This is a genomic window from Myxococcus sp. CA040A, assembly GCF_013336725.1.
GTDB lineage: Bacteria > Myxococcota > Myxococcia > Myxococcales > Myxococcaceae > Myxococcus > Myxococcus llanfairpwllgwyngyllgogerychwyrndrobwllllantysiliogogogochensis.
Genome location: NZ_JABUMR010000001.1, coordinates 477,358 through 499,577 on the forward strand (window position 1 = coordinate 477,358; position 22,220 = coordinate 499,577).

A 22,220-nucleotide genomic window follows, 5' to 3' on the forward strand; every position below is an offset into this window, starting at 1 on the left:
TCAGGCGCGGCGGGCCCACTGTCGGCCAGAGTGCCGTCCGGCCATCAAAGGCTGCTGCCCGGAGGCGGCGGGCGGATTACCTTTGCGGCGCACACTTCCCGTCAGCAGCACGCCCAGGAGAGCAGCCCGTGCCTGAAACGCCTGTCCCCGACGCCGTCCGCCTCATCACCTGTCCGCCCGCCGAGTTCCGACGCTCCGGTGAAGCCGCCATGGAGGCCACCCGCGCCGGAATCGCCCGCCTCAAGGCGCTTCGCGCCCCCTTCGACGTGGTCCAGGTGCTGGAGCTGTACGACGAGGCCATGGCCTCGCTGGACGATGCGGGGGCCCGCGCGAGCGTCGCGCGGCACTCCCACCCGGAGGCCGCCATGCGCGAGGCCGCCGAGGCCGCCGAGCAGGAGCTGGAGACGCTCGCCACCGACATCCGCATGGACCGGGGCGTCTACGACGTGCTCGCCTCGTTGGACCTCTCCGGCCAGGACGCGCAGACGCGCAAATGGATGGAGAAGGTGCTGCGCGACTTCCGCCGCTCCGGCGTGGACCGCGATGACGCCACCCGCGCGCGGGTGAAGGCGCTCAACGATGAGCTGGTCCGCATTGGCCAGGAGTTCAGCCGCAACATGCTCCAGGACACGCGCGCGGTGTCCCTGCCTCCCTCCGCGCTGGACGGGCTGCCTGACGACTACGTCCGGGCCCATCCCCCGGGCGCGGACGGTCAGGTGAGCATCACCACCGACTATCCGGACATCATCCCCTTCATGACGTACTCGCGCGACGCGAAGGCGCGCGAGCAGATGTGGCGGGCCTTCCGCATGCGGGGCCACCCCAGCAACACGGACGTGCTGGAGCGCATGGTGGCGCGCCGTCACGAGCTGGCCACGCTGCTGGGCTACCGCAACTGGGCGGCCTTCGCGACGGAGGACAAGATGATTCGCGACGAGCAGGCCGCCGCGGACTTCATCGCGAAGATTTCCGACGCGTCCGGCGCGCGCATGCAGCGCGACTACGCGCTGCTGCTGGAGCGCAAGCGCCGGGACGTGCCGGGTGCCGCGCGCGTGGACCCGTGGGACCAGGCGTACCTGGAGGACCGCATCAAGGCGGAGCAGTACGCCTTCGACTCGCAGGCGGTGCGCCCGTACTTCGAATACACGCGCGTGAAGCAGGGCATGCTGGATTTGACGGCGCGGATGTTCGGCGTGACGTACCGGCGCATCCAGGACGCCACGGTGTGGCACCCGGACGTGGAGGCCTACGACGTGCTGGAGGGCGGCACGGTGAAGGGCCGCTTCTACCTGGACATGCACCCGCGCGCGGACAAGTACAAGCACGCGGCGCAGTTCACCCTCACCAGCGGCAAGTCCGACCGCCGGCTGCCCGAGGGCGTGCTGATGTGCAACTTCCCCAAGCCCGGCACGGAGCCCGCGCTGCTCCAGCATGACGACGTGGAGACGTTCCTCCACGAGTTCGGCCACCTGCTGCACCACATCTTCGGCGGCCACACGCGCTGGGCGGGCGTGTCCGGCGTGCGCACGGAGTGGGACTTCGTGGAGGCGCCGTCGCAGATGCTGGAGGAGTGGGCGCGCGACACGGCGAGCCTCCAGACGTTCGCGAAGCACTACCAGACGGGCGAGCCGCTGCCGGCGGAGATGGTGACGCGGATGCGCAGCGCGGAGGAGTTCGGCAAGGGCCTGTGGGTGCGCCAGCAGATGTTCTACGCGGCGCTCAGCCTGGAAATCTACCGGAGGGACCCGGCGGGCCTGGACGCCACCGCGCTGGTGCGGGAACTCCAGGGCACATACACGCCGTTCCCCTACGTGGAGGGCACGTACTTCCACCTGTCCTTCGGGCACCTGGAGGGGTACTCGTCCAACTACTACACGTATATGTGGTCGCTAGTCATCGCCAAGGACCTCTTCACCGTGTTCCAGAAGCAGGGGATGTTGTCCCCCGAGCCCGCGCAGGCGTACCGGCGCGCGGTGCTGGAGCCGGGCGGTTCGGACGACGCGGCCAGGCTGGTGCATGCCTTCCTGGGTCGCGACTACGACTTCCACGCGTACGAGGCCTGGCTGAACAAGGCGGCGTGAGCATCAAGGCGTGAAGGGGGGGCGCCATTCCGGGCGCCCCTCTGGGCCTACACTTCGATATTGATTTGCAGAATCAAGTGGTGCGTGTCCGTGCACGGACTGGTATGTGGGGCGGCGCCGTCCCGCGACCTGGGTCTTTCCGTTCCGCGAGCACTGGCTGGATGAAACCGTGAGCACACCTGACAGGCGTCCCTTTCCCCTCTTCGCGATTCTCGGTGTCGTCGCCGTGGTGGCCGCCGTCGCGATCGCCGTGAAGCTCCAGAGCGGCTCCTCCTCGGAGTCCGCGCCCGCGCCGGTGGCCCAGGCCCCCGCGGTGCCGGAAGCACAAGGCCGGACCTTCAAGCACGGCCAGGGGACCACCGTCGTCCCGCTGAATCCCCAGCGCGTCGTGGTCTTCGACCTGGTCGCCCTGGACATCCTGCAGGCGCTGGAAGTGGGCGTGCTCGGCGTCGCGGGTGACCAGTTCCCCCACCATCTGGCGCCGTTCGCCGACGCGAAGTACCTGCGCATGGGGACGCTGTTCGAGCCCGACTACGAGGCCATCCACGCCGCGAAGCCGGACCTCATCATCACCGGGGGCCGCTCCAGCGCGAAGTACGCGAGCCTGTCGAAAATCGCCCCCACCGTCGACCTGCCGATGGGCGGCGTGAACTACATCGACACGGTGGTGGCCAACACGGAGCTGCTGGCGAGCATCTTCGGCAAGGAAGAGAAGGCCCGTGCGCTGGTGGCCCAGCTGCGAGAGTCCATCGCGAAGCTGAAGGAGACGACGGCGGGCCGAGGCAAGGGGCTGGTGGTGCTCGTCACCGGAGGCCGCATCAGCGCCTATGGTCCGGGTTCGCGCTTCGGCGTCATCCACGGTGACTTCGGCGTGCCGGTGGCCGCCGAGGGGCTCAGCGCGTCGCTGCACGGTGAGGTCGTCGGCTCGGAGTTCATCCGGGAGAAGAACCCCGACTGGCTCTTCGTGATTGACCGTGACGCGGGCATGGGCCAGCAGGGTGGGGCCCAGAAGGTGCTCGACAACGAGCTGGTCCAGCAGACGACGGCCTGGAAGTCGGGGCAGGTCGTCTACCTGGACCCCCTGACGACCTACCTCATTGGCGGTGGCATCCAGGCGGTGAATGCCCTGCGGAGCCAGATTGCGGACGCCTACGCCGCGCGGGCCCAGTAGGCTGCCCGGGCCGTGAAACGCTTCATCGCCGCCGCCGCCGTCATCGCCCTGCTGGCCCTGGTCAGCCTGTTCATTGGCGTCAGCAACGTGTCGTGGGACTCGCTCTTCTCGCCGAGCCCCGACGAGCGCGCCCTCCAGGTGTTGGTCATCAGCCGCATCCCCCGGCTCCTGGCCGTCATGCTGGTGGGAACGTCGCTGGGGGTGGCGGGGCTGTTGATGCAGATGCTCGCGCGCAATCGCTTCGTGGAGCCCGCGACGGCGGGGTCGGCGGAGTCCGCGAGCCTGGGGGTGCTGGCCGCCACGGCCCTGGCCCCTCAGCTTCCCGTGCTCGGGAAGATGCTCGTCGCGGCTTGCTTCGCCCTGGCGGGGACGGCGCTCTTCCTGCTCATCCTGCGCCGCATCCCCATGCGCTCGGTGCTCATCGTGCCGCTGGTGGGCCTGGTACTGGGCAGCGTCTTCGATTCGGTGACGACCTTCTTCGCCTACCGGTTCGACCTGCTCCAGTCGGTCAACGCGTGGAAGACGGGCGACTTCTCCACCGTCTTGCGCGGTCGCTACGAGCTGCTCTGGGTGACGCTGGTCCTCACGCTGTGCGCCTATGTGGCGGCGGACCGCTTCACTGTCGTGGGCATGGGGGAGTCCTTCACCACCAACCTGGGACTGCGCTACTCGCGCATCGTCGCGCTGGGGCTCGTCATCGTCTCCCTGGTCACCGCGATGGTGGTGGTCACCGTGGGAATGATTCCCTTCCTGGGGCTCCTGGTGCCGAACGTCGTCAGCCTGTTCATGGGAGACAACGCTCGAAAGTCCATTCCCTGGGTGGCGGTGGGGGGCGCGGGCTTCGTCCTGCTCTGCGACATCATCGGCCGCGTGGTGCGCTTCCCGTACGAGATTCCGGGGGCGACCATCGCCGGAGTCATTGGCAGCGGGCTCTTCCTCTTCCTCCTGCTGAGGAGGGACGCCCGTGTCGGCTGACGGCCTCGTGGTGGTGAGGCGGCCCGAGTGCACCCTGTTCATCCTCGGGTGCGTGGCGATGGCCTGCGCGGCCCTGTTCATGCTCATCGACGTGGGCGGGCAGTGGGACTTCGTCCTGCCGTTCCGCGGGCGGAAGCTGGCGACGGCGCTCCTGGTGGGCTACGCCATCGCGGTCTCCACGGTGCTCTTCCAGACGGTGACGGGCAACCGCGTGCTCACGCCCGCGATTCTCGGGTTCGACAACCTCTACGTGCTCATCCAGACGTGCCTGCTCTTCTTCCTGGGCTCTGGCACGGTGGCGAGCCTGGACCCCCGGCTCCTGTTCGGCGTGGAGGTCCTCATCATGGTGGCCTTCTCGGGGCTGCTGTACTGGGGGATGTTCGGCGGGGCCCGGCGCAGCCTGCACCTGGTGCTCCTGACGGGCGTGGTGCTGGGGGTGTTGTTCCGGAGCCTGTCGTCCTTCCTCCAGCGCCTCATCGACCCCAACGAGTTCATCTTCCTCCAGGACCGCTTCTTTGCGAGCTTCAACAACCCGGACCAGGAGTTGCTCGTCGTCTCGTTCCTCCTGACGTTGGGCGTGTCCATCATGGGGTTCCGAATGCTGCGCACCTTCGATGTCCTGGTGCTGGGGAAGGAGACGGCCATCAACCTGGGGGTGGACTACCAGCGGACGGTGGCGCTCACCCTGGTGCTGGTGGCCATCCTCGTCTCGGTGTCGAGCGCGCTGGTGGGGCCGGTGACGTTCTTCGGCCTGCTGGTCTCCAATCTGGCGCATGCGCTGGTGCGCACGTACAAGCACGCGCTCATCCTGCCCGCCGCCGCGCTGGTCGCCGCGGTGGCGCTGGTCGCCGGACAGGTCGTCCTGGAGCAGGTCTTCGCCTTCGACACCAACCCGCGCGTCATCATCGAGTTCGTGGGCGGGCTGGTGTTCATCACGATGCTCATGAGGAAGTCCCCGAGATGATCGAGGCGAAGAACGTCACGAAGCGCTACGGCCCTACGCTCGTCGTGGACGACGTCTCCCTGCGTTTTCCCGTCGGCGGCATCACCTCCATCATCGGCCCCAATGGCGCGGGCAAGTCGACGCTGCTGTCGATGATTTCCCGCGTGTTGCCCATGTCCTCCGGCAACGTGCTGGTGGATGGGCTGGACGTCGTCACCACGCCGGGAGACGAGCTCGCCCGGCGGCTGGCCATCTTGCGTCAGGACAACCACCTCACCTCACGGCTGACGGTGCGCGAGCTGGTGACGTTCGGCCGCTATCCCCACTCGAAGGGGCGGCCCACGGTGAAGGACCAGGAGCACGTCGAGCGGGCGATTCAGCACATGGGCCTGGAGGCGCTCTCGGCGCGGTTCCTGGACGAGCTGTCGGGCGGCCAGCGCCAGCGGGCCTTCGTGGCCATGGTGCTCTGCCAGGACACGGACTACGTCCTCCTGGACGAGCCGCTCAACGGCCTGGACTTGAAGCACGCGGTGTCGATGATGAAGCAGCTGCGGACGGCCGCCAACACGCTGGGCAAGAGCTTTGTCCTGGTGCTGCACGACCTCAACTTCGCGTCCTGCTACTCCGACCACCTCATCGCGATGCGGGACGGCAAGGTCGCGTTCCAGGGGCGCTCGGAAGACATCATGCGGCCGGACGTGCTGCGGGCTGTCTATGATTTGGAGATCGCCATTCAGCAAATCAATGGCGACTGGATTGCCACGCATTACCGCTGACGTCGCGCGGCTTATTGCCTCGCGGGCTCATGATGAAAGGATGATGGAGGCATGCGGTCGGCATGACTCCGCGCGAGCGTGGATGGGAGAGCCTCCGGTGACTCGAGAGGAGAGCGACCCGTGCATGAGTCCGATTTCGAGAGGGGTTTCAGGAACGCCCCTCGGTTGATGGCGCTGGTGTTGGCGGCGCTGTTCATTCCGGGGCCTCGCGCCCAGGCCTACCCCATTCCCCCGGAGACGCTCTGGGGACTGACCGAGGAGGCCGAGTGGGTGGTGTGGGCGGACGTCGAGGAGGCATGGCCGTTGCCGAAGGATGAACGCGAGCGCGCTCAAAAGGAGGACTGGGAATCGGGCCATGTCGCGCGCCTGCGCGTCCGCGAGGCGTGGAAGGGGAATGCCCGTCAGGGCGAACGGCTCGAGGTGCATTGGATTGAACTGGCGTGTCCAGCACCCGCTCGCTTCGAGAAAGGGCTCGCGGTGGTGGCGTTCCTGACGCACAGGGCCGGCAAGTGGCGCGCCGTGGCGAAGTCGTACGGGACGCGCTACCCGGCGAGCAATGATGACCTGGAGGCCTATCGCCGCGCGGTGACGCTCGCGAGGAACGCGCACGAGAAGTGGACGCAGGAGCGCATCGTGGGGCGGGGCGGGAATCTGGAGGCGGCGCGGGTGGACTGGCAGGTGCGCGTGTCCGCGCATCCCGCAACGCGCTGGGATGGGTTGTACGGGCTGGTGCCGGAGGGGGACTCGGCCCGCGCGTTCTACGATGGACGCGTCAGGACTCCCGTGGTGTTGACCGGCGCGCAGCGCGAGCAACTGGCGCGGGGGTTCGTCGAGCGCCCTCCGCTGGACCGGGCCCTCCCCATGATGCTCAAGGCCCTGCGGGGGCATGCGGACAAGGAGGTGGACCTGAGGGCCGCACGCGCGCTCGAGACAGCGCTCACCCTGGACGGACCCCCGGGCTGGGTACCCCGTGCCTTCAGCCTGCTCCGTGAGCGCTTTGGAGAGAAGCTCCCGCCGCGAAGGGCGCCGACCCAGGAGGAACTCATGACCCGGATGCTTCGCGATGGGCTTTCGGGGCCCAGCCACGAGGAGCTGGAGGGGTTCATTGAGGAGTGGACGCGCTTCAAGCAGCGCCATCAGTTGACCCCGGCACTGCTGCCTCTGCCGGTGGAGCCTCCCGTCCCTGGCACAGGGGGCGACTCACCGCTCTGAGGCGTCGTCAGTTGCGTCCCCACTGCCGGGGGCGGGTGAAGCGCAGGAAGCCACCAGCCTCTTCCTGACCAATCGTCTCCGCCTCACCGCCGAAGTAGCGCGCGCGAAGCTCCACCAGCTTCGCCTCCAGCGCCTCTCCGGACAGCTCCTTCGCGAGCGCCTCCCGCTCCGCCATGTACTTCGCGCCCGCGTCCCAGCGGGCGTCCCGGCTCTGGTCCAACGTGTCCCAGCGCTGGAGGGCCTCGTCGTCCAGGCCCATCTCCTTGCGGACCGAGCGCAGGCTCCTGGCGCGCTCGTCGGCCGGCATGGCGCCCAGGTCCGTCTGCACGGAGGGCAGGTCCAGGAAGCGGTTCATCAGCTCCTGCTGGTGGCGCTCCACGTAGGCCGCGGCCTGCTCACCGTGCACCTCCTGGAGGCGCTCCTTGTAGGTGGACAGCTTCTTCTCCAGGCTCACGCCTTCCTGCGCGCCGAGCGTCCGCAGCGTGTCCGCGATGGCCTGGTTCTTCCGCTCCGACGCCCAGATGCGCTCGGCGTTCTCCTTGCCGAAGAGGCGGTGGCGCGCGTCCCACGTCGCCGCACGGCGCTCCGTGTCGCCCAGCCCTCTCAAATAAGACTCGCTGTCCCGGACCCACTTCTCGTAGTCCACGCGGTTGCGCAGCATCGCCGCCAGCGTGTCGTAGTGCTCCGGGAAGTTCGCCTTGAGGAAGGCCAAGAGCTCCTGCTCCCAGCGGTCCGGGAAGCGCTCCTGGAAGAAGCGCATCAGCTCCTCCACCATCCGTATCTGGAGATACGGCTCGTGGAGCTTCGCCCCGTACTTCTCTCGCAGCGACGTCGCGAGCGCCTCCAGCTCCGCGTCCACGGCACCGGGCACTGGGGCAGGGGAGGGCATCACGGGTGGCGCGGTGACGGCCGAGGGACGGGCCGTGACAGGGGCCTGCCGTGTGGCTGCGCCGGAAGTGGACGGAGAGGCGGGCGTCGTGGGCGGGACAACCGCCCCGGTGGGCCGGACCAGGCCCCAGCCCAGCACGCCACACGCCACGGCCACCGCGCTCACCAGCAAGACCTTCGTGCGCTGTCGCATGAATCCACTCCCTGGGGCACGGTGAAGAACGCCGGGAGGCCAGGTGACGGGCCTCCCGGCGATGGACGACTCAGCGCGGGGTCAGTCGACCTTCGCGATGTAGTCGATGATGGCCGCGTAGAACTCCATCTCGCTGAACGTGTCGGGCCCCAGGCCGATGACGTCCAGGTGGTCCTGGTTGATGACGCTGGACATGGAGGTCGACTGCAGCGCGCTGGGCGCGTTGATGTTGGACACGTAGCCCAGCGCGGAGTCCTGGGCGATGAGGTCCGAGCCCAGGCGCTCCGTGTAGCGCAGCCGGTAGCCCATCTGCTGCGAGTTGATGCCCACCAGGCCGTCGTCGTCCTGCTCGGACCGGTTGCCGTCGCCCTTGCCGCCGGCGCCGTCGTTGTCGCAGTCATCGGCGCAAGCGCCGTCACCGTCGATGTCGAACAGGAACTCACGCACCACGAACAGCGCGGGGTTCACGCTCAGCCCCTGCTGCGCGGTGATGAGCGACGCGTAGTGGGACGCGTAGGACGCGTTGATGGGGTTGGCGATGTTGAAGGCCTTCGCGCCCGTCGTCTTCCCGTCGTTCGCGTCCGCGTCGTTGTAGATGAGCGCCTTCACCGCCGCGTAGCCGTCATTGCCCGGGGCATAGACGACGTCGCCGTAGAGGCGGAACAGCGCGTCCAGCACGCTGGTGATGCCCGGCCCCAGGTCCAGGATGTACTTGGCGACCGGCGAGCCACGGTGCGGCGAGGACACGCTCACCAGCGCCTTCACCACCGTGTAGCCCTTGCGCTCGCGCAGCACGCGCGCGGCCTTGCGCACATCAATGCCACCCTGCGAGTGGCCCACCAGATTCACGTAGGACGAGCCCGCGGTGGCCATGAAGCCCTCCACGTCATTGGCCAGGTCCAGCCCGCGCACGTCGGAGCTCTGCACCGGCGGCACCGCCGCGGCGAAGGCGCGCTGCCCGCTGTTCAGGCCGCTGTTGCACGACGTCTCGAACAGCTCGTTGCACGGGTCACCCACGAAGGTGCCGTAGTCGTCACCCCAGTAGTCGTACCCGAGGATGTCGTCGAAGCCTCCCAAGCCATGCGCGAACACGACGGGGTAGGTGGTCTTCTCCGCGGCGGTGGCCGGACTGACGACGCCCAGGACACCGAGCGTCAGGACTGCAAGGAACAGCGGCTGTTGTTTCATGGGGGACTCCTGGCTTTGGGAGGAACGCCTGCTGCAACCGATGCACGTCGGAACAGAACCCCGGGAGCCGGCCTCACTCAGAGGCACCCTGCGACTCAGCCCAACCCCACGACCGAGCGAATCCCGAAGAACCGGGAGATCAGTGCCTCAGGATTGATTCCAGAGTCAACACGTCGCGCTGCGTTGGCTTCACGCGGCGAGCCGTCTGTTTGCTGGCGCACTGCGTTGTCTGTGATTGCGCGGTGCGCTGTCTCAATGCGTCAATTATTGCGCGTCGCGTCGCGACTCGCTTCACACGGGCGGGTCGCCCCCCGTCGCCGGAGCGGTCAACGGGGGGGGGGCGCGGCGCGGCCTTACGGCTCCACGGGCGTCTGCTGGATGCGCCAGATTTCTTCCGCGTACTGCTTGATGGTGCGGTCCGAGGAGAAGATGCCGGCGCGCGCCACGTTGATGATGCACTTGCGCGTCCAGCCCTCGGCGTCCTGGTAGGCGCGGACGACTTCATCCTGCTTCGCCGCGTAGGCCGCGAAGTCCGCCAGCACCAGGTAGCGGTCCTCTTCCAGCAGGCTGTCCACCAGCGGCTTGTAGAGGGCGCGGTCCTCCGGGGAGAAGAAGCCGGTGGAGATGAGGTCCAACGCCTCGCGCAGCTCCAGGTTCTTCTCGTACTCGTCGCGCGGCCGGTAGCCGGCGCGCTTGCGGGCAATCACTTCATCGGCGGTGAGGCCGAAGAGGAAGAAGTTCTCGTCGCCCACCGCCTCGCGAATCTCCACGTTGGCGCCGTCCAGCGTGCCCAGCGTCAAGGCGCCGTTGAGCATCAGCTTCATGTTGCCCGTGCCGGAGGCCTCCATGCCCGCCGTCGAAATCTGCTCGGACACGTCCGCCGCGGGGATGATGCGCTCGGCCAGGCTCACCCGGTAGTTGGGGGCGAAGACCACTTGCAGCCCCGTCGTGCCCGCGTCGCTGTTGACCACCTCGGCGATGCCGTTGATGAGCCGGATGGTCAGCTTCGCCAGGTGGTAGCCCGGCGCCGCCTTGGCGCCGAAGAGGAACGCGCGCGGGTGGATGATGGTGCTCGGGTCCCTGCGCGCCCGCATCCACAGCGCGACGATGTGCACCGCGTCCAGGAGCTGCCGCTTGTACTCGTGCAGGCGCTTGATCTGCACGTCGAAGATGGCGTCGGGGTTGAGCCGCACCGAGCGGAGGTCCCGGATGTGCTGGGACAGGTCTTCCTTGTTGGCGCGCTTCACCTCGCGGAACGCCTTGCGGAAGGCCGGGTCCTCCGCGTGCGGCTCCAATTCGCGCAGCTTGTCCAGGTTCGTCGCCCAGCCCTCGCCGATGCGGGAGGTAATCAGCTTGGACAGGCGCGGGTTGCACCACGCCAGCCACCGGCGCGGCGTCACGCCGTTCGTCTTGTTGTTGAAGCGCTCCGGGTACATGGCCGCGAAGTCCGGCAGCACGTCCCGGCGCAGCAGGTCCGTGTGCAGCGCGGCCACGCCGTTGATGCTGTGGCTGCCCACCACCGCCAGGTGGGCCATGCGAATCTTCTTCTCCGGGCCCTCCTCCACCAGGCTCATCCGCCGCTGCTTCTCCTGGTCATAGGGGTAGCGAATCTGCACCTGGCGCAGGAAGCGCTGGTTGATTTCGTAGATGAGCTCCAGGTGACGGGGCAAGAGCCGCTCGAACAGCGTCGCCGGCCACTTCTCCATCGCTTCCGCCAAGAGCGTGTGGTTCGTGTAGCCGAACACCGCCTGCGTAATCGACCAGGCCTCGTCCCAGGGCAGTCGCTTCTCGTCCACCAGCACGCGCATCAGCTCCGCCACGCCGATGGCCGGGTGCGTGTCGTTGAGCTGGATGGCCGCCTTCTTGGGGAAGTCCCTGAAGTCCGTGTGGTTCTTCAGGAAGCGCCGGACGATGTCGGCGATGGAGCACGCGACGAAGAAGTACTGCTGCTTGAGGCGCAGCTCCTTGCCCGCCTGGAACGCGTCGTTCGGATAGAGGACCTTGGAGATGACCTCCGAGTCGTTCTTCTCGACGACGGAGCGCTCGTAGTCGCCCGCGTTGAAGAGCAGCAGGTCGAACTCCTCGGACGCGCGCGCCTGCCACAGCCGCAGGGTGTTGACGGTGTCGTTGTGGTAGCCGGCGATGGGCGTGTCGTAGGGGACGCCCACCACCGTCTTGCCGCCCACCCAGCGCGCCACGGGCCTGCCGTCCGGACCCTGGTGGTGCTCCACCCGCCCGAAGAAGCGCACCGGCACGGCCTTCTCCGGCCGGACGATTTCCCACGGGTTGCCGAACTTGAGCCACTCGTCGGCGCGCTCCACCTGGTAGCCGTCGACGATGTCCTGCGTGAAGATGCCGAACTCGTAGCGGATGCCGTACCCCATGCCGGGGTAGCCGAGCGTCGCCAGCGAGTCCAGGAAGCACGCCGCCAGGCGCCCCAGGCCGCCGTTGCCCAGGCCCGCGTCCGGCTCCATCTCCAGGAGGTTGGTGAGGTCCACCCCCACCTCGCGCATGGCCTCGGACGCGGCGTCGTGCATGCCCAGGCTCAACAGGTTGTTTCCCAGCGCCCGACCCAGCAGGTACTCCGCGGACAGGTAGTAGGCGCGTTTGACGTCCTTCTCGTAGTAGGTGCGCGCGGTGCGGACCCAGCGGTCCGCCAGCCTGTCTCGCACCGCGAGGGACAGCGCCATGAAGCGGTCGTGCGCGGTGGACGTCTCGTAGTTCTTCCCACGCGAGTAGCGCACGTGGTCCAGGAACGAGCGGCGCATGGACGTCGCGTCGCTCCCGGTGCGGCCGCTGTCGTCATTCGAGTTCGACGCCGCGGGACGGGACTGCGGGGAAGCGGAGGCGGGAGAGGCCATGTCGCGAGAGGTCTCCATCCGGGTGTGACTTCGGGTGGGAAGGCTGATGCGGGGTGTCAGGGTAGCGCAGCCCTGGCGGACGTCGCATGGGAAAGCGCGGAGCCAGGAAGGGGAGGGATGCTCCCTGGGAAGGACCTGGGACGTCCAGGAGCGAAGCGCGATGCGCGCCCATCCGCCTGCTTTCCCACAGCGCTTACGTGGAACGGGCGCCCCTGGCAGGCCGGTTTGATGTAGAAATCAACGGTCATGGCCTTCCCGAAGAATGACTTGGACCAGCGGCTCGCGCTGGTGCGGCCCGAAGACACGGTCCGCGGCCTCATCTTCAACGCGGTGCTGACGCTCGCGGAGAAGCAGCTGGGGCCGGACACGGCCGCCCGGCTGCGCGAGCCGCTCTTCAAGCGCTCACCGGTGGACTTCTTCTCCTACTCCGCGGTGGACGCCATCCGGTTGCTGTACGCCACGTCTGACGCGCTCGCGAAGGCGGGGCGCTTCACCTCCCAGGAGGACGCGGTGCGCGCGTGTGGCGCGGCCGCCGTGACGGGCTTCTTCTCCTCCACGGTGGGCCAGACGCTGACGCGGCTGATTGGCAAGGGCGACCCCAAGCGCCTCCTGTCCAACGCGCCCACCGCCTACTCCACGCTGGTGAGCTACGGGCGCCGGGAGTACTCCGTGCTGAGCGAGCGCCACGTGCGCCTGTCCTTCCACGGCGACATGCAGCCGGTGCAGTTCCACGAAGGGGTGCTCCAGGAGGCCCTGAAGGCCATCCAGTGCAAGGGCACCGTCGTGGGCACGCCGCACGGCTACTTCGCGGCGGACTACGACATCGTCTGGGAGTAGTCCGCTGACGGCCCCGGTGCCGCCTCAGGGCGCCGCGGGGGCCTGTCCGGCGACGGCGGCCACGGAGACGGCCTCCATCTGTCCCGCGAGCTCCTGCGCCTTGGCGAGGAAGTCCGGCAGGAGCGTCTTGGGCAGCGGGTCCGCGCGGGGGAACTGCTGGTTGAGCGGGTTGGTGTAGCCGCCGCCGCGCTTCATGCCGAAGTGCAGGTGCGGTCCGGTGGAGCGGCCGGTGTTGCCCGAATAGGCGATGACCTGCTTCTGGCTGACGCGCGCGCCCACGCGCACGCCCTCACCCACCTTCGACAGGTGCATGTACTGCGTCTCGAAGCCGTTGGCGTGGCGCAGGACGACCATGTTGCCGGCCGCGCCGGCCCAGCCCGCCTGCGTCACCGTGCCGTCCGCCACGGCCCACACCGGCGTGCCGATGGGCGTGCCGTAGTCCACGCCGTTGTGGTTCTTCAGGTACTGGAGCACCGGGTGGAAGCGCGAGCCGAACTTGCTGGTGACGTGCGCGTACTTCAGCGGGCTCTTGAGGAAGGTCTTCTTCGCGCTGGCGCCGTCCTCCTGGAAGTAGTTGGGCTGCCCGTCCGGCAGGACGTAGCGGTAGACCTTCTTGGGGCCGACGAGGCCGCCGACGTACTGGGCGGCGAGCACCTCGCCGTAGCGCAGCACGCGGCCCTTGGAGACGAACTTCTCCACCAGCGCCCGCGCGGTGTCGCCCTTGCGCACGTCCCGGTAGAAGTCGATGTCCCAGGCGAACACGTCCGCCAGCACCATGCCGATGGCCGGGTCCTCGCCCGCGTCCACCGCCGCCTCGTAGAGCGACGTCTGGATTTCGAGCGAGACGACGGACACCTGCTTCTCGACTTCGATGGAGCGCTTGCTGCCCACGTACTTCTCGCCGTCGCGGCGCACCTGCCACTCGTCGACGAGGCTCTGGCGGTAGTCGAAGAAGTCCAGCTCGCCATCGCGCAGGACGATGCGGAACTGGTCGCCCACGCGGGACTTGCGGAAGTCGAACACGCCTTCCAGCGCGGAGATGACCGCGGTCACCTGGGCGTCGGGTAACTGGGCCTCATGCAGCGCGCCCGCCAACGTCTGGCGCGGTTCAATCCGGCGATTCTTGATGTCGTACCGGACGGCGGCCTCGGAAGCGGAGGACACGGTCAGCAGGGCGGCCAGGGCGAAGAGGGGGGCAAGTCGCATGGGGCGGGGAGCGAGTGTAGTGGACACTCGCGCCCCTGCCCAACTGGCGGCTCGGGTTTTTCCCGAGCCTGCCTGCCTGGCTGCTTCGCCGAGTCAGCTCCGGCGCCGGCGCCGGGCCATGAGCAGCAGCACGCCGAGCATTCCGAGAGGCCCCGCGAGCCCCGCGCCGCCCCCGAAGCTGGTGCAGCCCGTGTGTTCACCGGGGCGCTTGGGAGGCTCGGGCACGGAGCCGGCGTCGGTCCCCGCGTCGGAGCCGGCGTCAGTCCCCGCGTCGGAGCCGGCGTCGGTCCCCGCGTCGGAGCCCGCATCAGCGCCGGCGTCCGGTTCAGGGTCGGGGCCGGCGTCCTGGCCCGCGTCCACGACGACGGGGCGTGGCCGGACGGTGACTTTCACCGGGGCGGAGGCGGAGAGCTCCGCGTCACTCACGGTCAGCTCGAACGTCAGGTCCGTGTCCACCTGGACGGTGGGCGCGGTGAAGCCCGGCCGCTCCGGCTCACTCACATCCAGCGTCACGGTGGGGCCCGTGAGCTGCTTCCAGGTGAATGCCAGCGTGTCTCCATTCGGGTCGGTGCTCCCCTCGCCATCGAGCGTCACCGGGTCGCCACTGAAGACGGTCTGGTCCACTCCGACGACGACGCGGGGATGGCAGGTGCCGACGTCTGCGGCGAGCTTCAGGAAGGGCGGCGCGGTGGCGCCCTGGACGGTGATGTTGTCGATTTCCCAGCCGTGGGCCTCGAGCGCCAGGGCCGAGCCCAGGCGGAAGCGCAACTTCACCGTGCTACCCTGGAGCCGGGTCCCGAAGTCCAGGGTGACGGTGTTGGTGTTGGGCCAGGCCGTGTTCTCCTTCACATAGGCCAGTCTGCCCCCCAGGTTGTTGCCGGTCTCCGCGTCGAGGGGGCCGCCATAGTCCAGGCCCGCGGTGACGAGGGTGCTGACGTCCTGCCAGGTCTGACCATTGTTCCGGGTGAACTCGATGACGCCCCCGTTCCAGTAGTCCGTCACGCCGGTGTGCTCGCTGGTGAAGTAGGCGAAGGAGTGGCGATGCTCGAACGACAGGCTGAACCGCCCGCCAGCGGGGATGACCATCTCCGGGGTCTGCAACGCCGTGTCCGCGAAGTCGAAGGCATCCTGCGCGAACCAGATGCGGTCCCCCGGAGCGCGCGGCGACTCCTGGATGCGCCAGGTCTGGCTTGCTTCACCTTCGAGCACGTCGGGCACCCAGGTGCTCCGGTGGCCCTCGACCCTGTCCGTCACGGACGGGACCAGGTCATAGTCGAGCTGCGCGGTGTGCTGCTGGGTGGAGGACGTCTGGCAGGAGGTGGCGCTGTCGAGGGTGACGTCGTAGCGCGCGATGCTCGCCGAACCCACCGAGAGGGCCAGCTCGACTGGAATCGAAACCGTCCGGGCCGAGAACGGCGCCACGACGCCCACGGTGACGAAGTTCCCCTGGGGGAACAGCAGGGTCGTCGGGCCGTTGGAGACCGTCACTCTCGCGGAGGAGGCGTCGGCGGGGCCGTGGTTCCTGACGGTGACTTCGATTCTGCCCGTCTCCGCGCCATCCAGCACCCCGTCGTGGTTGTCACAGGAGCGCGCGCCTTCTTTCAGCGTGACGCCCTCCAGCCTCAGGTCGGATTGAAGGTGCTGGGCCTCGACGAGCCCGCTGAAGCCCACGGAGTCGCGTGGCGGCGACACGGCGCAGGAGCCGGCGCCGCGGTCCGCGAAGGCCTGGGCCAGCAGCTCCATGTCCTGGAGGTCTTTCGCCGCGGCGGCCATGAGCAGCGCGTCCCGCTGCTCCGTGAAGGTGGCGTCCACCGGCGCCAGCATCATCCCGGTGACCACATAGTCGGCCATGCGTCGCCTGGCCTCGGCGAAGGAGGGGATGCGCGGCGAGTTCCCCCGGCTCTGCCCGACCAGGGCCAGGTAGCCATCGAAGAGCATGCTGGCCCAGACCTCGCCGGCGTTGTGCATCTGGGCGTTCCCAAACGCGTTGGAGCGCACCGGGTGGGTCGCGGGCAGGGCGGTGCCCTGGGTGATGTGCCGGAACCTGAGCGCGTTCTTCGTCGCCAGCCGCGAGTAGGGAATCCGACGGACACCGAAGTAGGAACTCTCCCCCCGGAGCTGGGCCGCGAAGCCGCCCACCGCGAACGTCCCATCCAGGTTGTCATTCTCGCGCAGCATCAGGTGGAGGGCCGTGAAGTCACTCCAGCCTTCACTCATGGCGTCGCACTGCGGCGTCGAGCATTCGGCCAGGCGATGGAAGAGCACGTGCCCCCACTCGTGGGCCACGATGGTGTTGTCCAGGGTGCCATCCCTGTCGGCGCTGGCCGCGCGCCTCATGGTCCCCTGCGAGGGGCCCTGCGCGAGCAGCGCCTTGAGCGCCTGTCCATCCTCGTAGGAGAGGGACAGCACCGGAAGTGAGGGATTGGGCGCCGGGTCTCCCTCGAACAGGGTGGGCGCCGGGGCACCGGGGACGTGATTGATGACGATGAGGCCCGCCGCCAGGGCGGCCTCCGCGTGGATGGCCTTGCGCTCGTCCGTGCAGCCACCCCGGTTGACCACGATGATGGCGTCCTCCGCGTTGGCATTCACCAGCGGCTGGCACCCGTCTTCTCCAGGCGCCTGCCCGTCATCCGCGAGGACCAGGGGCTTCTGCAGGTTGAAGTCCCGGGCGCCAAACGCGGCCTTGCCGGTGGTGTATGAGAAACCCGTGCCGGAGAACGCGCGGACCTCGGGTGTCTCCCAGAGGTAGAACTCCAGCCGGGGAGACACCCCGTCCGAGGGGACGAAAGCGAAGGCATTGTTGCGCGCCCGCGCATCCGGCCCCTGGTTCTGGGCCTCGGCCAGCAACCTGTCGTTGGCCTCTCCGCCTCGATTCAGGTTGTCGGTCTGCGTGTTGCCCGCCTGCTCATCGAAGCCAGAGAGGTAGAAATAGTCGTGCAACCAGTTGGTGGTGTAGAACAACTGGACCACCGACGCGGATGTCTGTGTTTGAGAGGCCAGGGGGGCGGCGCTGGTGTCGTATTCATGCGGGAAGTCTCGCGTGCCTGGCGTGACGAACGCTTGCGTGTCCTTCCCGGCGGGACCCTCGGAGAAGCCGTCCGGGCTGTAGTGGTCGGCGTAGGCCCACACGTTATTGCCAGCGGTCCGGGTCGCCCCGGCGGGCAGCCACGGGTCCATCTGGAGCGTGCCGGGGTGGACCAATCCCTCCGCGGACACCTGTATCGGCTGGGTGAATCCCGGCTCCCGTCCGTCGGGTTCGCCTTTCGGGTGAGGGGTGTAGTCGTCCTGGGGGCTGTCCAGCGGGACGCCATTCGCATCCGCCCAGACGCGGTACGTGAACGCGTCCGCCATGACGCGGTCGCGACGATGGAGCACGCGCCCATCCTCCACGTGGAGCAGGTAGCCATGTCCTCGCGGGTGTTCATCCCCCGCGCGCTCGGCGAGGAGCTCCACCGAGTAGGCTGGGAGCAACTGACCCCGCATGGGGACGTACACCTGCTTGACCCGGGCCGGAGTCACCAGGGAGACACCGGAGCGCTTGTTCACGCTGTCGGGCACGAAGTCGAAGAAAGAGCCCCCCGCCTGGGCGTGACGCACCTCGTGGACTTCACCCGCCAGGGATTGGCCATACATGTCCCCGAGCGCGCTCAGCACCGCCTCGCCAGGGGAATGACGGGGACTGGCGGTCGCCAGGGTGGAGCCGGCGAGCTGCTGGGCGCGCTCCACCCCACGACTCAGGTGGCCCGTGAGGCCCACGAGCGCCAGGTCCCGGGTCAGGAGCACCTTCAACTCATTGCGCACCACCTCCAGGCCCGCGACGCGCTGCCTGAAGAAGACGATGATTCCGCCCCGGCCAATGTCATGCACGCGATGGACATACGCCGCGCGCAGGTCGGCCGGGGACAATCCATACAGCGGCGCCTGCTGCTCCAGATAGGCACGCGCGGCCGCCTCGGGGGTGTCATGGCTGGGATTCGGGCGCGACGTGGCGCGCTCGGCCCAGACCAGGGTCGGAGTGTTCCGGTCCACGTCGCGAGAGACGACCGCGACGGAGGGGAGCGCCGCGGCGCTCCCGACCTGTCTGCTCGGGTCGGGAGCGCTTCCCGTGGGGAGTTCCACCGCACACCCTGTGCCTATCGCCAGGGCCCACACCACGGTGGGAACACTGCTCACAAGACTCTTGGCCACTTGACCCCCCACGGATTCACTGCTTTCCCTTGACGGGAGCGCCGGCCCTTACTGGCAGATGGTAGTATCCCGCAGCCGGCTGATATGGCCAACAGCATTGCCTATCAGTGAGCGTGCGTAGATGCCTCCCACCCAACTGCCGTTCGCGAAGCTGAAATGGGCATTGGGTGCAAGGACTGTGCCGTAGAAGCCATAGTCAAAGGCGGTGATGGCGGTTGCTTCGGGGAAGTTGAAGAGGACGCCGTGCTCGTCAATGCCACCCGTGAAGACGTGTCCGAAGTTGGCGAAGCGCGCCGTGGTTCCGCGGACGTTGATGACAGCCAGGGAATTGGCGGGGGCTTCGAGGGAGAGCAGCGTGGCGTTGGTGAACACGCTGGCCTCCACGTTGAAGACATTCACCTCGGGGTTGACACCGCGCAGCAGGACGCCCCCCCAGCTCTCGATGATGACGGTGCCCGCGGAAGGCAGGTTGGACAGGCGGGTGGAGAGCGCGCGCAGCGCGGTGAAGCGCGCGGCGAAGTCGATGGGATTGCCTCGCGCCGCGGTGCCGCGGTTCACAACCACCGAGCCCTGGGGAAGGAGTTGTCCGCCATATCTGGCATTGCCCCAGACGGTGCCGTTGTTGAGGATGAGATTGCCACCCGCGACCAGGACGTTGGTGGTCTCCGTCGCGGGGAGCTTCCAGCCGACCTGGAAGTCCTTGAGGGAGATGTTGCCGCCGGCGGCCACCTGTCCTCCGACGTCGATGCCCTCGCGATAGTCCTCCTGGACGAAGAGGTTGTAGTCCCCCAGGTGGACATCGAGACACTGGCGGGTGCTGCCCTCGCTGACCTTCACGGTGATGCTGGTGTGGAGGCCCCCATTCCGGATGACGATGGTCGCGAGCCCCACGCCTTGAGACGTCACGGTTCCACCCAGGGTCACCGTGGCCACGTCCGCGTTGGACGCGGAGTACACCGTGCCCAGCGCGGGCGAGGAGATGTCGCGCTTCACGCCGTCGTCATAGTGGCCCACCACGACCAGGTGCCGTGTCGAGCCCACGCCGCGAAGCGTGGAGTCGCCGTTGATGACGGACATGGACGTCAGCTTCGCCGTGGTGGTCACGGGAAGCACGAGCGGAGGGGACTCCGCGGAGGTGCCCGTCGCATCGAAGCCATAGGCGGTGAGCGTCACCGTGCCAATGGCATCCCTCGGAATCCGGAGCTGGGTCGTGAAGGGCGCGGTCTTCATGAACGCCCCGTGGCCCACGCCTCCGACGAGCGCGCTCACGGGGAGGAAGCCTCCGGTGCCTTGCAGGCTCACCGTTATCAGGCTCCCCGGCGTCACAGGCGTGCCCGCGGCCGGCGAGACGATTTGCATGGCGCCCGCCAGCAAGGGGAGCGGCTCTGGGGGTGGGGGGCTGTCCTCGAGGGGCGCCAGGGTGGGCGGGCAGCTGTTCTCCCGGGTCAGGAGTCCTGGCGCGGGCATGGACGTGGCGAACAAGGGGCCCTTGACGGGGCTGTTGAGCAGCTCGACGATCCGGTTGTCCTGGGCGTCGTTGCTCATGACCTGGAAGTGTTCGGAGTCGTTGTCGCCGCTGACGACCGGGAGGGTGGTCAATGGGGTGCTGGTGCTGTTGTTGGCGAGCCCTCCCCGCTGGTCTGCCTCGGCGAGGAAGAGGTCGTACGGGTCGTCGCAGAAGATGCGGCTCTTGTTGCCTGTGACGGTGTCCAGTTTGGTCAGGATGAGCCTGTCCTTCACAGAGGACTCGGCGCCCTTGGTGTAGGGGTGTCTGTTCTGCATGTTGATGTACAGCGTCCGGGTGGAGGGAAGCAGCATCTCGAAGGCGGTACCGTGCTCGATGGTGTTTCCTCCGGTGCCGACCAGCACATGCGATGGGACCGGGGTGGTCTGGATGCTGTTGATGGTCGGGCTCTGCGTCACGAGGTCATCAATGGCGCCTCCCTCGGCCCCGTCGATTTTGACGCCGAAGTTGCGCAACATGTTCCTGACGGCGGTCATCTCCGATGCGTTCAAGGACGTTCGCATCCTCACGACCTCGTCCGCGATGCGCGTGCCCAGGTGGGGGGTGTTCACGGTGATGAGCCGGTTGAAGTAGCCTTTTCCGAGGTTCGAGTCGTCGTGGTAGTCGGTCCGGTCGACGAACTTGCGGGCCATCAATCCGCCCATGCCATGGCCGATGACGTCGACCTGGGTGACGGCGACATTGTCATGGCGGTGCTCGGTCAAGGCCTCGTCCACGGCCTTCGAAACGACGTCGACGTTCTGCGGAGACTCGATGCCCGCCGAATTGTAGAGCGCGTAGTCCGCACAGGTGACGTCGAACAGGGGGTTGCCGGAGATGCGGGCGCTGCCCGTCCAGAACAGGCAGCTGGACCAGATGTCGTGAACGACCACCAGGGGGGGGCGGATGATGTTGAGCGGGAGCGTCTCCGTGACAGTGGCCCCTCCCGTCGGGGTGAAGGCCGCGGAGAGCGTCGTGGTCCGCTTGTTGACCCCGGCGGAGGTGCCGTTGTTGAAGTCCTCGGGACTCGTATACAGCGCCAGCGCGTAGAAGCCCGTGCTGAGCTGCACGGCGGGGACCGACACCGTGTTGCTCACGGTGGAACTCCCAATGGCGCTCAAGACGCCGTTCGGGTTCCCGGTGGCGGCGGGCACGGAGAACACCATGTTTCCAGCGCCGCTGACCTTGGCGCGCACGACGAGCTTGGTTTCGCCATCGGCGACCACCGCGCGAATGGAGGCGCCGTTGTCCTCGTGCGCGAGCGCCTCCAGGTCTTGCGACACCGTGCGCGAGCTCCTGTCGATAAGCTCGGGGTTCGGGTCGACCACCTGGAAGGTCCCGAAGGTGATGTTGTCCAGGACCACCGCCGAGTCCAGGATGCCGTCCCCGAGGTCCTGGATGGAGAACTCGAGGGTGACGGGCCCACCGCCCCTGATGGGAATGTTGATGATTTTGTAGTTGGTGATGCCCATGTCCGGGAACGTGGGGATGGTGGACGGGTAGGTGATGGGGAAGTAGTCGATGCCATCCGGGTCGTCGGCGAGCAGGTCGAACCCGGAGCCTCCGGCGCGCGTGGCGGAGGCATCGAAGAATTCGGCGCTGTTCACCGACGTCTGCTCGATGATGCGCGTGTTCGTGGCATCGGTCACCCGGACCGTGAACACGTCATTGAATTCGCTGCCGACGTAGTCGGGCGACTCGGCGCTCAGGAAGCGATAGTCGAAAGACATGCGGGAGATTCCCGCGCGCACGTTGAAGGTGAGCCGCAGCGTCACCGCGTCCCCCTCGATTCCCGTGGGCGTGAAGTCCGTACCGGGCTCGGTGGCGCGCGTCGCATGCTGGTTGATGGTGCCGGTGCTCAGGACGGCCAGGGTGTTTCCCATGCGGGGCTTGATGACCCCGAAGGTGGGCAGCACGAGCGCCGAGTCATCCGCGGGCGCCGTGAGCGTGGCGGTGGTCCCCGCGGGAGCGTCCATCGCCGCGGCGAGCGCCGCGGCCGTGGCGTTCAGGGTGTTGGAGGTTGCTGGCGCTGGCGCCATGAACTGGCCCGCGAGGCGCAGACGCTCCGTCCTGGCCTCGGCGCGCAGCCTGGAGGCTCGTGGCTGTTCCGGCTCGGGCGGAGGGAGACTGGCGTCACCACACGCCACGGCGAGCGCTACGACAAACGGGAGCAGGAGAACGGTGCGCGTCTGCATCA

General features: G+C 68.0%; 14 protein-coding genes. 8 read left to right on the forward strand and 6 right to left on the reverse strand.

What is annotated here, in order from left to right; translation table 11 throughout:
• The first annotated feature begins 128 nt into the window (after positions 1 to 128).
• The 6 genes from HUA75_RS01985 to HUA75_RS02010 all read left to right on the forward strand — a co-directional run bounded on the left by HUA75_RS01985 (position 129) and on the right by HUA75_RS02010 (position 7,158).
• The gene (locus HUA75_RS01985) at positions 129 to 2,081 is read left to right on the forward strand and encodes a M3 family metallopeptidase (RefSeq protein WP_141645393.1); all 1,953 of its coding nucleotides are present in this window, start codon (positions 129 to 131) and stop codon (positions 2,079 to 2,081) included.
• A gap of 169 nt (positions 2,082 to 2,250) precedes the next feature.
• Entirely contained in the window at positions 2,251 to 3,252 is a 1,002-nt protein-coding gene (locus HUA75_RS01990; RefSeq protein WP_174485398.1) for a siderophore ABC transporter substrate-binding protein, read from the forward strand.
• 12 nt (positions 3,253 to 3,264) lie between these two features.
• Positions 3,265 to 4,227 carry an ABC transporter permease gene (locus HUA75_RS01995; protein WP_141645395.1) on the forward strand — a complete coding sequence of 321 codons (963 nt, stop codon included), beginning with the start codon at positions 3,265 to 3,267 and terminating at the stop codon, positions 4,225 to 4,227.
• On the forward strand, positions 4,217 to 5,191 hold the full coding sequence (locus HUA75_RS02000; RefSeq protein WP_371746037.1) for an iron chelate uptake ABC transporter family permease subunit: 975 nt from the start codon (positions 4,217 to 4,219) through the stop codon (positions 5,189 to 5,191). The genes HUA75_RS01995 and HUA75_RS02000 overlap by 11 nt, the downstream gene beginning before the upstream one ends.
• The gene (locus tag HUA75_RS02005) at positions 5,188 to 5,946 is read left to right on the forward strand and encodes an ABC transporter ATP-binding protein (RefSeq protein ID WP_141645396.1); all 759 of its coding nucleotides are present in this window, start codon (positions 5,188 to 5,190) and stop codon (positions 5,944 to 5,946) included. The genes HUA75_RS02000 and HUA75_RS02005 overlap by 4 nt, the downstream gene beginning before the upstream one ends.
• A 120-nt stretch (positions 5,947 to 6,066) precedes the next feature.
• Positions 6,067 to 7,158: a hypothetical protein gene (locus HUA75_RS02010; protein ID WP_174485399.1), complete on the forward strand. Its 1,092-nt coding sequence runs from the start codon at positions 6,067 to 6,069 to the stop codon at positions 7,156 to 7,158.
• Between the two features lie 7 nt (positions 7,159 to 7,165).
• Here the strand turns inward: HUA75_RS02010 and HUA75_RS02015 are convergent, their stop codons facing one another.
• The 3 genes from HUA75_RS02015 to HUA75_RS02025 form a co-directional block, all read right to left on the reverse strand.
• Positions 7,166 to 8,239 carry a hypothetical protein gene (locus tag HUA75_RS02015; RefSeq protein ID WP_174485400.1) on the reverse strand — a complete coding sequence of 358 codons (1,074 nt, stop codon included), beginning with the start codon at positions 8,237 to 8,239 and terminating at the stop codon, positions 7,166 to 7,168.
• Positions 8,240 to 8,320: 81 nt separating this feature from the next.
• Positions 8,321 to 9,427 (reverse strand): triacylglycerol lipase, encoded by a 1,107-nt coding sequence (locus HUA75_RS02020; RefSeq protein WP_174485401.1) that lies wholly within the window; start codon positions 9,425 to 9,427, stop codon positions 8,321 to 8,323.
• A gap of 353 nt (positions 9,428 to 9,780) precedes the next feature.
• Positions 9,781 to 12,195, reverse strand: a complete 2,415-nt coding sequence (locus HUA75_RS02025; RefSeq protein ID WP_246137431.1) for a glycogen/starch/alpha-glucan phosphorylase — start codon at positions 12,193 to 12,195, stop codon at positions 9,781 to 9,783.
• On the opposite strand from HUA75_RS02025, the gene HUA75_RS47450 reads away from it, so the two are divergent.
• Together HUA75_RS47450 and HUA75_RS02030 are read left to right on the forward strand one after the other, a co-directional pair.
• Positions 12,194 to 12,316, forward strand: a complete 123-nt coding sequence (locus HUA75_RS47450) for a hypothetical protein (RefSeq protein ID WP_256433081.1) — start codon at positions 12,194 to 12,196, stop codon at positions 12,314 to 12,316. The genes HUA75_RS02025 and HUA75_RS47450 overlap by 2 nt on opposite strands.
• A 218-nt stretch (positions 12,317 to 12,534) precedes the next feature.
• On the forward strand, positions 12,535 to 13,125 hold the full coding sequence (locus HUA75_RS02030) for a DUF2378 family protein (RefSeq protein WP_174452983.1): 591 nt from the start codon (positions 12,535 to 12,537) through the stop codon (positions 13,123 to 13,125).
• A 24-nt stretch (positions 13,126 to 13,149) separates the two neighbouring features.
• On the opposite strand, the gene HUA75_RS02035 is transcribed toward HUA75_RS02030, so the two are convergent.
• From HUA75_RS02035 to HUA75_RS02045, 3 genes are all read right to left on the reverse strand, one after another.
• On the reverse strand, positions 13,150 to 14,331 hold the full coding sequence (locus tag HUA75_RS02035) for a M23 family metallopeptidase (protein ID WP_141645402.1): 1,182 nt from the start codon (positions 14,329 to 14,331) through the stop codon (positions 13,150 to 13,152).
• Between the two features lie 93 nt (positions 14,332 to 14,424).
• Entirely contained in the window at positions 14,425 to 18,519 is a 4,095-nt protein-coding gene (locus tag HUA75_RS02040) for a M36 family metallopeptidase (protein WP_174485402.1), read from the reverse strand.
• A 48-nt stretch (positions 18,520 to 18,567) separates the two neighbouring features.
• Positions 18,568 to 22,218, reverse strand: coding sequence for a choice-of-anchor A family protein (locus tag HUA75_RS02045; RefSeq protein WP_174485403.1), 3,651 nt, complete (start codon positions 22,216 to 22,218; stop codon positions 18,568 to 18,570).
• Positions 22,219 to 22,220: the final 2 nt, after the last annotated feature.

Excerpts from the sequence above, each read along its gene's own strand:
- HUA75_RS02015 (WP_174485400.1), bottom strand. The coding sequence starts at position 8,239 with ATGCGACAGCGCACGAAGGTCTTGCTGGTGAGCGCGGTGGCCGTGGCG.
- HUA75_RS02030 (WP_174452983.1), top strand. The coding sequence starts at position 12,535 with ATGGCCTTCCCGAAGAATGACTTGGACCAGCGGCTCGCGCTGGTGCGG.
- HUA75_RS02045 (WP_174485403.1), bottom strand. The coding sequence starts at position 22,218 with ATGCAGACGCGCACCGTTCTCCTGCTCCCGTTTGTCGTAGCGCTCGCC.
- HUA75_RS02005 (WP_141645396.1), top strand. The coding sequence starts at position 5,188 with ATGATCGAGGCGAAGAACGTCACGAAGCGCTACGGCCCTACGCTCGTC.
- HUA75_RS02035 (WP_141645402.1), bottom strand. The coding sequence starts at position 14,331 with ATGCGACTTGCCCCCCTCTTCGCCCTGGCCGCCCTGCTGACCGTGTCC.
- HUA75_RS02025 (WP_246137431.1), bottom strand. The coding sequence starts at position 12,195 with ATGCGCCGCTCGTTCCTGGACCACGTGCGCTACTCGCGTGGGAAGAAC.
- HUA75_RS47450 (WP_256433081.1), top strand. The coding sequence starts at position 12,194 with ATGGACGTCGCGTCGCTCCCGGTGCGGCCGCTGTCGTCATTCGAGTTC.
- HUA75_RS02020 (WP_174485401.1), bottom strand. The coding sequence starts at position 9,427 with ATGAAACAACAGCCGCTGTTCCTTGCAGTCCTGACGCTCGGTGTCCTG.